General features: G+C 70.6%; 9 protein-coding genes. 1 reads left to right on the plus strand and 8 read right to left on the minus strand.

Annotated elements, in window-relative coordinates; genetic code table 11:
* Positions 1–10: 10 nt before the first annotated feature.
* The 8 genes from ACZ66S_RS32040 to eccD form a co-directional block, all read right to left on the minus strand.
* Positions 11–376, minus strand: coding sequence for a hypothetical protein (locus tag ACZ66S_RS32040; RefSeq protein WP_469905055.1), 366 nt, complete (start codon positions 374–376; stop codon positions 11–13).
* Positions 373–843, minus strand: coding sequence for a YbaB/EbfC family nucleoid-associated protein (locus tag ACZ66S_RS32045; protein WP_469905056.1), 471 nt, complete (start codon positions 841–843; stop codon positions 373–375). Before ACZ66S_RS32045 ends, ACZ66S_RS32040 begins: the two co-directional genes overlap by 4 nt.
* 8 nt (positions 844–851) lie before the next feature.
* A complete protein-coding gene (locus tag ACZ66S_RS32050) occupies positions 852–4,127 on the minus strand; it encodes an AAWKG family protein (protein WP_469905057.1) in 3,276 nt (1,091 codons plus the stop codon).
* A 76-nt stretch (positions 4,128–4,203) separates the two neighbouring features.
* Positions 4,204–4,698: a type VII secretion system-associated protein gene (locus ACZ66S_RS32055; RefSeq protein WP_469905058.1), complete on the minus strand. Its 495-nt coding sequence runs from the start codon at positions 4,696–4,698 to the stop codon at positions 4,204–4,206.
* A gap of 88 nt (positions 4,699–4,786) precedes the next feature.
* Positions 4,787–5,107, minus strand: a complete 321-nt coding sequence (locus tag ACZ66S_RS32060; protein ID WP_031049872.1) for a WXG100 family type VII secretion target — start codon at positions 5,105–5,107, stop codon at positions 4,787–4,789.
* A gap of 88 nt (positions 5,108–5,195) precedes the next feature.
* Positions 5,196–5,540: a WXG100 family type VII secretion target gene (locus tag ACZ66S_RS32065; protein WP_469905059.1), complete on the minus strand. Its 345-nt coding sequence runs from the start codon at positions 5,538–5,540 to the stop codon at positions 5,196–5,198.
* A 125-nt stretch (positions 5,541–5,665) separates the two neighbouring features.
* A complete protein-coding gene (gene eccB / locus ACZ66S_RS32070; protein WP_469905060.1) occupies positions 5,666–7,225 on the minus strand; it encodes a type VII secretion protein EccB in 1,560 nt (519 codons plus the stop codon).
* 96 nt (positions 7,226–7,321) lie between these two features.
* On the minus strand, positions 7,322–8,722 hold the full coding sequence (gene eccD, locus ACZ66S_RS32075) for a type VII secretion integral membrane protein EccD (RefSeq protein ID WP_469905061.1): 1,401 nt from the start codon (positions 8,720–8,722) through the stop codon (positions 7,322–7,324).
* A gap of 215 nt (positions 8,723–8,937) precedes the next feature.
* Between eccD and eccCa the strand changes: the two genes are divergently transcribed.
* Entirely contained in the window at positions 8,938–12,933 is a 3,996-nt protein-coding gene (gene eccCa / locus ACZ66S_RS32080) for a type VII secretion protein EccCa (RefSeq protein WP_469905252.1), read from the plus strand.
* The last annotated feature ends 102 nt before the right edge of the window (positions 12,934–13,035 follow it).

A 13,035-nucleotide genomic window follows, 5' to 3' on the forward strand; every position in this document is an offset into this window, starting at 1 on the left:
GTCCGCCCGCTCAGTGCTTTCCGGACCCGGAGCCGTCCCCGAGGGAGTCCAGCTTGCTGTTCTGGAGGTTGATCCCCTCCAGCGCGTCCTGCTGGGTGCCCTCGATGTTGCGCAGGTTGCCGAGCACGGCGGACCCCAGGTACGCGAAGGCGGTGCCGTACTCCCGGAACACCGACAGCAGGGTCTCGTTGGCCTCCATGTAGCCGGGGAAGTTCTGCTGGTAGAACTCGTCGTCGTAGCCGTACGCGCCCTGGTACTCAGCCTGTTGGGCGATGAAGTCGTCACCGGCCTTCTTCGCCAGGTCCGGCAGGACCCCGATCAGTTCGACGCCCTGCCGCAGACCGGCGGGGTTCGCCTCGTACCTGTCCGAGCTCATGGCTGCCGTCCTCGTCCTGGGGGCTGGTTGTCGTCCGTGTCCTCGTGGATCTCGTCGCGCAACCGGTCCCTGGCCGCTCGGCCGCGCCCGCCCGCCGTACCGTCGTCGGGTGCCGCGCCGAAGAGACGGTCCCAGTCGATGTCGATGCCGCGGATCCCCGTCGCGCCGCCGCCCTGCTGCTCGGCGAGGGGGGCGAACGTCTCCCTCACCCGGTGGGCCATCTTCGCGCGGGCCTCCTGCACGGCCTCCAGCACGGACGCGGCCAACTGCGGGCCTGGCAGGGAACGGAACCTGCCGTCGGGGAACTTGAGGCCGGTCAGCTCGCCCTGCGGGCCGACCGTGACCTCCACCGTGCGGTCACGGGAGCGAGCGGTCGCCGTGGCCTGGTGCAACTCGCTCTCGGCGCGCGCCACGGCATCCTGCACGGCCTCCAACTCGGCCATGGCCTGGGCCAGTTTCTGCTTCATGGACTCGCTCATCGGCCGATCACCGCGGGTGCGCCCCCTTCGTCCGCGCCCCAGACGTCGTCGTCCTCGGGCTCCCAGGTGTCGCGGGCCCGGTCCCCGCTCTGTGTCTCCGGGCGGTTCGGCGCTCCGGGCGTCCCGGGCACGTACGGGGTCGCGCCGGTGGTGGGACCGCCGGCGGCCACCCGCACCTCGTCCTCGGCGTAGCCGCCGTTGCCGCGGGTGTCGCCTGTGCCTGTACGGCCGCGGCGGTTGCTGATGATGTCGCTGTCGATGACGTTGCGGACCCGCTCGCCGTCGTTGTTGCCCGCGGAGCCTCCCCCGCCACCCATACCGCCCATGCCGCCCATCGGCATGCCGCCCATGGGGCTGCCGCTGCCGCCGGAGGACGCGGCGGAGGTGCCCGCCGAGCTGTCGAGGCCGCCGGTGGTGGCGAGCCCGGGGAACGCGCCGGCGTTCAGCAGTTGTCGGTTGCTCGGCGTCGCCACCTGGGGGTTCGCGCCGGAGCTGTAGTCCAGGGGCGACTGGTAGGGGGTGTCGTCGTACAGCTCCTCCTCGTAGGAGGGGTAGTCGTACGACGGCTGGTGGGTGGAGGACGAGCCGTACGTCGGCAGGTCGCCGCCGTTGAGGTAGCCGGAGGACGTCGAGCCGTCCGGGAGCGTGATGGTGGTGGAGCCGGTGTCCGGGTCGACGGTCTGGACGGTGCCGTCCGGGTACTCCGTGACCACGTGCCCGCCGGAGTCGAGGTGGGTGACGCTGCCGTCCGGATTTGTCAGCAGGTCACCGGTGTTGAGCGGGCCGGAGATGGTGGTGCCGTCGGGGCGGGTGACGGTGGAGCTGTGGGTGAGCGGGTCGATGGTCGTGGAGCTGCCGTCGGGGTAGTCGGTGACCACGCGCCCGGAGGAGTCGAGGTGGGTCTCGCCGCCGCCGGGAAGGTCCAGGGTGGCGTCGTTGACGGGGCCGCTGATGGTGGTCGGCGACAACTGTGACAGGTCGCCGTTGTTGAGGATCTCCTGGCGGGCGTCGCCGTACCGGGCGAACGCCTCCTGCTCCCGCTCGGCCGCCTCCTGCTCCAGCTTCCGCTGCTCGGCCTCGGCCTGGGCCTGCTTCTTCTCCTGTTCGGCCTGGACCTGCTCCTGCTTGGCCTCCTGCTCGGCCTGCTTCTGCTCGGCCTTCGCCTCCGCCTGGGCCTGCTTGGCTTCCTGTTCCTTCTCCTTCTGCTCCGCCTTCGCCTCGGCTTCCTTCTCCTTGGCGTCCTGCTCGGCCTTGGCCTCGGCTTCCTTCTGTTCGGCCTTCTTCTCCGCCTCGGCCTGCTTGGCCTCCTGCTCCTTCTCCTTCTGCTCCGCCTTCGCCTCGGCCTCCTTCTCCTTGGCCTCCTGCTCCGCCTCCTGCTCGGCCTGTTTGGCTTCGGCCTCCTTCTCCTTCTGTTCGGCCTTCGCCTCGGCTTCGGCCTCCTTCTGCTCCTGCTCCTTGCGCTGGCGCTCCTGTTCGGCCTTGGCCTGGGCCATCTGGGCGATCTGGAGCTGTTCCTGGCGTGCCTGCGCCTCGGCGGCCTTGGCTTCGGCCTCCTTCTCCTTCTGCTCCTGCTTCGCTTCGGCCTCGGCCTGTTTGGCTTCCTGCTCCTTCTCCTTCTGCTCGGCCTTGGCCTCGGCTTCCTTCTCCTTGGCGTCCTGCTCGGCCTTGGCCTCGGCCTCCTTCTGTTCGGCCTTCTTCTCCGCCTCGGCCTGCTTGGCCTCCTGCTCCTTCTCCTTCTGCTCCGCCTTCGCCTCGGCCTCCTTCTCCTTGGCCTCCTGTTCAGCCTTGGCGGCGGCTTCCTTGGCCTCCTGTTCGGCCTTCTCCTTGGCGGCCTTCTCCTCCGCCGCCTTCTCCTTGGCCTCCTGCTCGGCCTTGGCCTTCGCTGCCTCCGCCTCGGCCTTAGCCGCCTGGTCCTTCATCCACTGCATGTAGGCGGCCTGCTGCGCGGCGGCCTCCGCCGCCTTCTTCTCCGCTTCCTCTTCCTTGACCTCGGCCTCGTCCTTGGTGAGGCCCTCCTCCAGGGAGCTGCCGCCGCGGGATTTGATGTCGCCGAGGTCGAAGGTGGACTTGCTCCAGGCGTCCTTGACGTCCTTCAGGGCGGCGACGGCGGCCTTGTCGAGCTGGTCGACGACCGACTTCTGCCAGTCGAGGATCGCCTGGTTGCCGATCTTCGCCCAGGTGCCGAGATCCTTGAGGTCACCGAACTCACGGGCCGGCGTGTTCGCGTCGCCGGGATCCTTGGCGTTGTTGTCGAACCCGGCCTCGGCCACGTAGTTGACCGACGCGGGAGCCTCGGAGTAGCTGGGGACGATCTCGTAGGTGATCTTGGTGATGTTGTGGTCCCACACGTACTTCGTGATGCGGGACAACAGGGCGTGCAGCCAACTGAGGGGGTTGCCGTCCTTGTACTCCCAGGTCGCCCAGGTGGTGTGGAGGTCCCAGGCGGCTGCGCGCAGCGCCTTCTTGGCGTCGCGGATCTCGTTGCCCTGCCTGGAGAAGTAACTGCCGTTCGGACTCATGTCGTCGGCGTAGTCGCTGTACTGCTTGTTGAGCTTCTTGACGAGGTCCCAGAAGACACCGGCGGCCGTGCCGCGCCAGGCGTCGTTCTTCTCCAGGCCGACCCGGGTCTGCCACTCCTCGATCTTCTTCTGCTGGTCGACGAAGAACTTCGCGGCCCGGTCGAACGCCCCGGCCACCACGTCGAAGTTGTTGAGCGTGACGGACGCCGCCTCGTCGACGGACACCTCGTTCCAGGAGAACCCGTGGGTGCCTTCGGGTTTGTTCAGCAGCGCTTCCAGGGCGAGCCCGGTGCCGTAGCTGTACTGGGCCAGCGGCCGGGTGTCCCAGGTGGGTTTGCCCATGCCCAGGTGGTTGTCGTACTGGCTGCTGAAGGTGCCGCCCTCGACGTAGCCGCCGGACGGCGGGTCGTCCCCGCTCTTCTGCCCGAGCAGGGTGATGCGCGCCTTGTGCATCGTCACGTCGGAGCCCGCTCCGCCGCTGGTCCGGTAGAAGGGGATGACGAAGTCGGTGTTCTGGATGCGGTAACCGGCGTTCTCGTACAGCCAGTTGAGATCCTCGGTGTCGACGTAGTCCACCTGGGAGACGTCGGAGATCTCGACCTTCATCAGGGGGATGCCCTCGTTGCCGACCAGGGTGTCGAAGAGGGTGTCCCGCGCCGGTGCGACGTATCCGGTGAACAACTTGATGGCTTCGTGCCAGTGGTCGTTCGTCGCGGTGAGATCACCGGTGATCTTGGTGGGGTCGAGAGCCATGACGAAGGGCCTTTTCGATCAGGTGGGCCGCCGGTCGGACCGAGGGCGAAGAGGGTGAACGCAGGCGGCTGGGCGGTCAGTCGTCCTCGTCGTCTCCCGAACCCGACCCTTCGGACAGGATGCTGTCCACGTCCTCGAAGAAGTCGATGAAGTCCTCGCCCTTGATCTTGTCGAGGTTCACGTCACGGGCCTTGAAGAGCTTCTCGATGGTGTCCTCCAGGCCGTCCTGGATTTCCTCGAAGAGCTCGCCCTGCTGCTTGAGGATCGCGGTCACCTCGCCGATGAAGGCGTTCAGCGCCTTCACGACGTACTGCCCGTTGGTCCAACTGTTGTCGCCGGCCATCAGCCCGATCGCGATCGGGTTCTTGTCCTGGCCGGTGAGGAAGCCCGCGCGGCTGCCTCCCCCCTCCTCCAGATCGACGAGAGCCGGCACCGTCAGGGTGGTGTCCCCCGGCGCGGTGCCTTCCAGGCCCATCTTCCGCAGTTCGTCGGCGAACGGGATCACGTCGTTGTCGAGGAAGTTCTGCAGCCAGGCCTTGTTGAGATTGACCGTGGGGGCGCTCTCCGCCATGCCGTACTCCTTCTGCTGCTCGCCTGTCGGTCACCGCCCCTTGGCCGCTGGGGCCGAGGAGGGTGGGAGGTGGGGGGAGGTGAGGCGGTCAGCCGCCGATGCGGACGCTCTGCCAGAGCTGGGTCAGGGAGTTCTCGCTGTACTTGTAGGTCCCGGAGACATCGGTGAGCAGGGCCGAGTTCTCGGCGAGGATCCGCTTCATCGTTTCGACAGCGTTGTCCCAGGCGGCCTGCTTCTCGGTGTAGACCGCGCGGTCCTCACCTTCCCAGGTGTTGCGCAGCTCCTGGAGTTCGGCCTCCAGGTTGGTGAGGATGCTGTCGATCGCCTTGGTCTGCTGGACCATGTCGTCGGCGGCGTTCTCCATGTGGGAGTAGTCGACGTAGATGAGTCCGTCGGTGAAGTCGGGCATGGCTGTCCTCGTCTCTTGGCGGGCTTGTCGGGCAAAAGGGCGGGTCCAGGGGCGGCCCGGAGGGGCTCTCCGGGGCGACCGGAGGGGGTCAGCCCGCCAGCTCGTTGAAGATCGCTTCCGAGCGGTCGTAGGCCTCCTGGATCGACTGGACCGCCGAGCCCTGCTGCATGCCCTTGGCGCGCAGCGTCTCGTTGAGGGTGTCGATCATGCTGTTCAGGTTGACCGAAATGATCTCTGCCTGCTGGTCCCAGCGTTCCAGAAGCTGCTGGAACGCGCCGCCGTCGCTGCCGGCGTACCCCGAGGAGAGGGTGTTCTTCATGCTGTCAACGTCCTGACGGCAGCGCTGCACGCCGGAGAAGGCCTGCTCCAGCGCGGTGACGCCGTTCCGTGTCGCTTGTTCCTCTGACTGCTGCCTACCGGTGGGCGTTGTCATGGGGCCGCGCCTCCTGAGGTTCACGTTGAGTAAGTGAGCTTAGATGATGGTGAGTTGATTGATTTTTGGTCTACCTCACCCGGGTGCCGCTGTGCCAACCGAAGCGACGGGATGACGCCAAGAGTTCATCCCCGGTCCGCTTTCTCCCCGGTCGGTGCGGTGGCCGGCACCGGCACACCGGTTCCGGCCGCCGCTCGGCCGCCCGTGCCGCTCGCCGCGCCCGCCACGGTCCCGGATGCGTCTGTTCCGCAACGCGGTGCCGTCGTGGTGCTCGTCCCCAGCGCCGCCGCCTCGGGGGTGAGGTCGGGCCCGGTCGGCAGCATCGCGAGCAGTGGTGCGGGAAGCCCGCGCGCCTGACTTTCCGCGTAACCGAGCGCCGTCAGCGCCTGCGCCGACCCCACCCGGTACTTCATCCCGGTGTCGGTGACCAGGTAGACGGTGCCGCCGACCTCGCTGCCGCTCGCGCCGAGCGCCCGCACCAGGTCTCCGCCGCCCGGCGGCACCGTGATCCTGCCGACCGGCACGCAGGCCGGGGTCAGCCCTTCAGGCGGGGCCTGGGCCGCCGGACCGAGCTCACCGGACGTGACCAGGGCGACACTGATGCGCGGGCCCTTCTGCCCCGGTTGCACCCGTACACAGGCGGTCGTGCCCTCCTCGACGCCGATTACCTCCGGGGGCGAGGCGGGGCGGTCGGTCTCCTGGGCCGACGTGTCGGCGCCGGGGGCCAGATGGCCGCTCAGGGCGTCCGCGCCGAGCGTCGCGACCTGCGCCGCGTGCCCCTCGTAGACCTTCTTGCGGATGTCGGGGGCGCCGAGCAGCAGTGCCGCGCCGGTCGCCGTCAGCGGGACCAGGCCCTCGCGGCGCAGCAGGTAGTAGCGTTCCGCGGAGCCGGGCACGGTCACCCGGAACACCTCGCCGATCCGGGTGCTCCGGCCACCGAGCTCGGGCCCCGTGGCACCCAGCTCCGGTACGTCCGCCGGGGTCAGGTCGGGTCCGGAGGGCACGGAGTTCAAGAAGGCCGCCGAGACCGGCAGGCGTGGGGTGGTGCCGTAGCCCAGCGCCCCGCGGGCGTTGGTGTCCTTGTCGAGCCGCAGCTTGCTGCCCCGCCACACCAGGTAGTCGGCCTTGTCGGGCCCGGTCACCAGCAGCGCCTGCGCGGTGGGCAGGCCCGCGGCGTCGGCGTCGGCGCCGACGGCCAGGGTGGTGCCGGTGGTCCCGGTGGTGGTGCCCGAGCACACCTGCCAGGGGCCGTCGTCCAGTTCACCGCCGGCGGGCAGTGCGTCGGGGGCACCGGCGATGCCGACGGGGGTGCCGTGCGGGGTGCCGCCCAGCGAGGCCGCTCCGACGGTGGAGACCTTCATGTCGGCCCCGGCCAGCAGCCGTGCCGAGGCGTAGTTGCGCACCGGGCGCAGCCGGCCGTTCAGATAGAGGTAGCGGGAGCCGGTCGTCTTGCTGATCACGAGGGTGCCGGCCTCCTGCCAGGAGTCCTTGGCGCCCGGCTTGAGCAGGCCGAGCACGAACGCTCCGGCGGAGATCAGCACGGCGATCACCACACCGATGACCACTCCGCGGTTGGTCCGGCCCTGTGGGCTCTCGGGGGCGTCCGGGTCCGCGCGCAACATGCTGGAGGTGAGCCGCCCCATGACGAACATGTGCGCCTGGACCTGATCACGTCGGGACTGCATCGCGGTGTTCGGTGCCTTTCGGTTCGGCGTGGGTTCGGCTCGGTTCGGCCCCGGGTTCGCCCCCGACCTGGGGCGGTACGGCCTTCGGTGGCGCGCTCAGCCGTTGAGGGACCGCAGCGCGCCGTAGACGCCGAGCACCCACAGGGCGAGCGGCAGCAGGCTGATGGCCAGGGCGGAGTGCAGCAGCTCCGCCGCCCGCCCCCAGTACGGCACGAGCCGGCGTCCCGGGACGGTCCAGGACGCGATGGCCAGGGCCGCGGTCATCGCCAGCAGACCGGCGGCCACCCCCAGCCGGGAGCCCGGCGCCAGGTGCGGGGCGTCGGCGAGGACCAGCAGGAGCAGACCGGCCGCGCCCGGCAGGACCAGCGACAGCCGCTGCCATACGTTGCCCAGTCCGCGCGCGTGCAGCAGGAGCAGCAGGGACAGCACCGCCGTCGTGATCACCGCGGCGAGTCCGCCCTCCCGGGCGAGTACCGCGACACAGCCCGCGGCGACGACGCCGACCGCCGCGTACAGGGAGGTCATCCAGCCGTCGGCGAGGACGGCGCGGTCGGCGACCACCGATGCCGGATGCGGGTCGATGCCCTCCTGGAGCTGCTGGGCGTTGGTGGGCAGCGGCGGCATCCGCATGCCGGACATGCGGAAGGCCAGCGAGGGCACGAAGGCGCCGAGCGCGACCGCCACGACGGCGAGGATCCCCGCGACATGTGCGGGCGGGAGGTCGGCCGCCAGCATCAAGGCCGCGGCGACCGCCCCGAACACGGCGACCACGGCGAGCCCGAGGAACAGCGCGGCGAAGGCGGCCACGACCGCGAGAGCCAGGACGGCGCCGCCCGTCGCGGCCGCACTGGCCGACAGCAGCCGCGCGCCCAGCGCCTCGTGGGCGTGCTCTCCGCCGAGTTCACCGCCCGGCAGCAGCCAGCCCGCGAGGGCCAGATACGGCGCGACCATGAAGCCCAGCGCGGCGCCCGCCCCGGCGTCCCCGACCGCCCGGCTCGCCGCGCCCGCGCCGGCGAGCAGCAACAGCCCGGCCACGGAGGCGAACACTGCCCGGGGAAGGGCGGAGCCGCCGGGCAGCGCGACCAGCAGCAGCCCGCAGCCGAGCACCGCCACCGCGATCCCCAGCAGCAGCCGACGGCTGACCTGGGGGCTCCAGCCGTACGGGTGACGGCGCATGGTCGTGGCGATGCCGTCGACCAGGTCGTCGAGGTGCACCTCGGGCAGGGCATCGGTCCGGGGTCTGAGGAAGAGGGTCTCGCCGTCGCGCAACCCGTAGGAGTCCAGGGTGCGTTCCTCGTCCATCGGCTCGCCGCCGAGACGCTGGAGCACCCAGCCCCCGTGTTCGAGGCCGGCTTCCTCGAGGTCGTCCCCGCCGTAGCCGAGGACCGCGGGCAGCAGGTCGGCGACGGGGACGTCGGCGGGCACGGCGAGGTCCACGGTCCTGGCGGGGGCACGGACCGTCAGACGGCACAGTTCGGCGACCTGAGTGTCAGTCATGGGGCTGACTCATGCCTCTCCGGAGATGGTGCGGAACGGGAAGGTGAACGCCGGATGCACGTCGTTGAACATCGGGTCGACGCCCGCGGTGTACCCAATTCGCTTGACGGGGACGGTAGTTCACCACCGGCTCGACGATCGTAATATCAACCGACCAATGGTGGCGCCCCCGCCCCGCCCTCCTCCCCTGCCCCACAAGGAGACGGCTCTTGAGTGTGGTCCTGTTCCGCCGCCCGGCCCGGCGCCGAGGCCCGGAAATGCCCGACGGGGAGCTCAGCCTTCAGGAACCGCCGCCCCTGCCCGAAGTGGTGCCGGACTCCTCCGCCATCTGGACCTACCTCCCGATGGCCCTGATGTCCGTCTCGATGATGTTCATGTTCATGCGGCCGGGCGTGACCCGCGGCAGCGGCGGGTTCATCTATCTCGCCCTGGGCGTGATGGTCGTGGCCGCCGCCGCGATGATCGTCGGTCAGGCGATGCGCCGCAGCAGCGAACGCAAGCAGCGCCTGAAGGGCGAACGGCGGGACTACCTGCGCTATCTCGGCCAGATGCGGCGCAAGGTACGCGGCGCTGTCGCCGACCAGCAGCGCGCCCTGTCCTGGCGCCACCCGGAACCCGCGGCCCTGTCGTCGATGGTGGGCACCAGCCGGCTGTGGGAACGCAGGCCGCGGGACGAGGACTTCGGCGAGCTCCGGGTCGCGGTCGGCGACCAGAAACTTGGCCTGAGACTGACTCCGGTGTCCACGAGTCCCGTCGAGGACCTGGAACCGCTCAGCGCGCACGCGCTGCGCAGTTTCATCCGCGCCTACGGGACCGTGCCGGACCAGCCGATCGCCATCTATCTGCGGGCCTGGGCCCGGGTGCTGTTCCGCGGCGACGAGCAGCACATCCGGGCCGTCACCCGCGCCCTCCTGGCCCAACTGGCCATCTTCCACTCGCCGGACGACGTGTGGATCGCCTTCTGCGTCGCCGACGAGAGGCGCGCGGACTGGGAATGGAGCAAGTGGCTGCCGCACGCGCTGCACCCGCACGACACCGACGGCGCCGGCCCCATCCGCATGACCGTCTCCGCGCTGGGCGAGCTGGAGGACCTCCTCGGCGCCGAGTTCCAGGAGCGGCCCGCCTTCGACCCTGACGCCGTGCCCGGCCGCGAGGAACCCTTCACCGTCATCGTGGTCGACGGCGGCACCGTCCCCAGCGGCCACCGGCTCGACGGCCCCGGCTACCGCAACGCCGTCGTCCTCGACCTCTCCGGCGCACTGACCTGGCGGCCCGGACGCGTCACGCTCCGCTTCGAGGTGTCCGCGGACTCCTTCGCCCTGGTGCGCACCGACCGGGACCGCAAGGAACAGACCACCGTGCTCGGCCGCCCCGACACCTTCGGCACCACCGGCGCCGCGGCCCTGGCCCGGCGCCTCGCGCCGTACCGCATGGGCCTGGGCACCGGCCCCGACGCGGCCGAACCGCTGTCCACCAACGTCGAACTGACCACCCTGCTCGGCATCCCCGACCTGCACCGCCACGATCCGGCCGCCCTGTGGCAGCAGCACACCGGGACCGCTCGGCTGCGGGTGCCGATCGCCGTCGGCGCGGACGGCCAACCCGTCGAACTCGACATCAAGGAGTCCGCGCAGGGCGGCACCGGACCGCACGGCATGCTCATCGGCGCCACCGGCTCCGGCAAGAGCGAACTGCTGCGCACCCTCGTCCTCGCGCTCGCCCTCACCAACTCCTCCGAGACCCTCAACTTCGTCCTCGTCGACTTCAAGGGCGGCGCCACCTTCCTCGGTCTGGACGAACTCCCCCACACCTCCGCCGTGATCACCAACCTGGCCGGCGAGGCGGCTCTCGTCTCCCGCATGCAGGACGCACTGCACGGCGAGTTGATGAGGCGTCAGGAACTGCTGCGCGCCGCCGGCAACTACACCTCGGCACTGGACTACGAGAAGGCCCGCGCCTCCGGGGTCCCGCTGGAACCGCTGCCCAGCCTCTTCGTCGTCGTCGACGAGTTCAGCGAACTGCTCGCCGCGCACCGCGAGTTCATGGAGCTCTTCGTGATGATCGGCCGGCTCGGCCGCTCGCTCGGTGTGCATCTGCTGCTGGCCTCGCAGCGCCTCGACGAGGGCCGTATGCACCAACTGGAGAGCCACCTCTCCTACCGGATCGGCCTGCGCACCTTCTCCGCCATGGAGAGCCGCGGTGTCCTCGGTGTGCCGGACGCCTACCAGTTGCCGCCCGCACCGGGCAGCGGCTTCCTCAAGTCCGGTGTGGAGGCGCTGACCCGCTTCCGCGCCGCCTACGTCTCCGGCCCCTACCAGGAGCGGCGGGGTGTGGCCCACCAGGCCCGCGTGACCAGTCAGACCGTGCCGTGGACGACGGCGTACGTCATGCCCCGGCATCTGCCCGTCACGCCGGACCCCGACCCGGAGCCCGAGCTCGACGAGAACGGCGAGACGCTGCTGTCCGCCGCCGTGGCCCGGCTGCGCGACGCCGGTCCCGCGGCCCACCAGGTGTGGCTGCCGCCCCTGGACCGGCCCACCACGCTCGACCAGGTGCTGCCCCCGCTCACCCCTGATCCCGAACTGGGACTCACCGCGGTCGACTGGCCCGGCCGCGGCCGGCTCACCATCCCCATCGGCATCGTCGACCGCCCCTTCGACCAGCTCCGCGACCTGCTGACCCTCGACCTGTCCGGCGCGGGCGGGCACATCGCCGTCGCGGGCGGCCCGCAGAGCGGCAAGAGCACGATGGTCCGCACCGTCCTGACCGCACTCGCCCTCACCCACACCCCGCGCGAAGTGCAGTTCTACTGCCTGGACTTCGGCGGCGGCACCCTGTCGGGGCTGGCCGGGCTGCCCCACATGAGCGGCGTCGCGGCGCGTCTGGAGACCGAACGCGTCGGCCGTACGATCGCCGAGGTCACCTCCCTGCTCGCCGCGCGCGAACGGTTCTTCCTCGACCACGGCATCGACTCCATGGCGACCTTCCGCCGTCGCCGCAAGGCCGGGGAGTTCCCGGACGAGCGGCACGGCGACGTGTTCCTGGTCATCGACGGCTGGTCGACGGTCCGCCAGGACTTCGACCGGCACATCCAGACCTTCGGCGCGATCGCCGCCCGCGGTCTCAACTACGGCATCCACCTGATCGTCACCACCGCCCGCTGGGTGGAGCTGACCTCCTCGATCCGCGACCAGGCCGCCACCCACCTGGAGCTGCGGATGGGCGACCCCATGGACTCGGAGATCGACATGCGGCGGGCGGCGACCGTGCCCCGGTTGCCGGGCCGCGGCCTGACCCGCGACACCAAGCTGCACTACCTCACCGCGCTCCCCCGCATCGACGGCACGGAGGCGGCGGACGACCTCACCGACGGCGTCGCCGACCTCGTCGCGGCGGTCAGCGAGAGCTGGTCGGGCCCGCCCGCGCCGCCGGTGCGGATGCTGCCGACCAAGCTCCCCTACGCCGAACTCCCGGCCCCCGCACAGGCGTCGGGCCCCGAGGGCGGTTTCCGGATGCCGATCGGCCTGGAGGAGGAGGAACTCGCCCCCGTCTGGCACGACTTCACCGAGACCCCGCACATGATCGTCGTCGGCGACACCGAGAGCGGCAAGACCAACATGCTGCGGATGGCGGCCAAGGCCGTCATGGACCGGTACACGCCTGCCGAGGCCCGCATCCTGGTCGTCGACTACCGCCGTGAGCTGGTCGAGGCGATCCCCGACGAGTACCGCCTCGGTCACGCGGTTTCCATGGACGCGCTCAAGGACATGATCTCCGGCGCCGCCCGGGCGGTCACCACGCGGCTGCCCGGCCCCGAGATCACCCCGTCCCGGATGCGCAAGTGCGACTGGTGGAAGGGTCCGCGGCTGTTCATCCTGGTGGACGACTACGACCTGCTGGGCGCCGGCCCCATGAACGCACCCTTCGACCCCCTGCTCAACCACCTCGCCCTCGGCTGGGAGGTCGGCCTGCACCTCGTCGTCTCCCGGTCGGCGGCGGGCGCGGGGCGCGGCCTGAACGAGGCCCTGCTGCGCCGCCTCCAGGAGGTCAACTCCCCCACCCTGCTGCTGTCCTGCCCGCCCTCGGAAGGGTTCGTCATCGGCAGCCTCAAGGGCCGCAACCTCCCGCCGGGCCGCGCGACCCGCGTGACACGCCGCAAGTCGACACAGCTCCAGACGGCGCTGCTGGACGAGGCCATCACGCATGCGTGAGCCCGAGGGCCCTTCGGGGGGCGTCACTTGGCTTGCCGTGCGTCCGGGATGCGGTCGCCGTACCCCGGGGGCGCGGCGGGCCGGGGCGGCTCACACGGGGCC

The organism is Streptomyces sp. NPDC107471 (genome assembly GCF_055582845.1).

Coding starts and splice junctions, on each gene's coding strand:
- ACZ66S_RS32055 (WP_469905058.1), bottom strand. CDS start 4,698: ATGGCGGAGAGCGCCCCCACGGTCAATCTCAACAAGGCCTGGCTGCAG.
- ACZ66S_RS32040 (WP_469905055.1), bottom strand. CDS start 376: ATGAGCTCGGACAGGTACGAGGCGAACCCCGCCGGTCTGCGGCAGGGC.
- ACZ66S_RS32050 (WP_469905057.1), bottom strand. CDS start 4,127: ATGGCTCTCGACCCCACCAAGATCACCGGTGATCTCACCGCGACGAAC.
- ACZ66S_RS32045 (WP_469905056.1), bottom strand. CDS start 843: ATGAAGCAGAAACTGGCCCAGGCCATGGCCGAGTTGGAGGCCGTGCAG.
- ACZ66S_RS32060 (WP_031049872.1), bottom strand. CDS start 5,107: ATGCCCGACTTCACCGACGGACTCATCTACGTCGACTACTCCCACATG.
- eccD (WP_469905061.1), bottom strand. CDS start 8,722: ATGACTGACACTCAGGTCGCCGAACTGTGCCGTCTGACGGTCCGTGCC.
- ACZ66S_RS32065 (WP_469905059.1), bottom strand. CDS start 5,540: ATGACAACGCCCACCGGTAGGCAGCAGTCAGAGGAACAAGCGACACGG.
- eccB (WP_469905060.1), bottom strand. CDS start 7,225: ATGCAGTCCCGACGTGATCAGGTCCAGGCGCACATGTTCGTCATGGGG.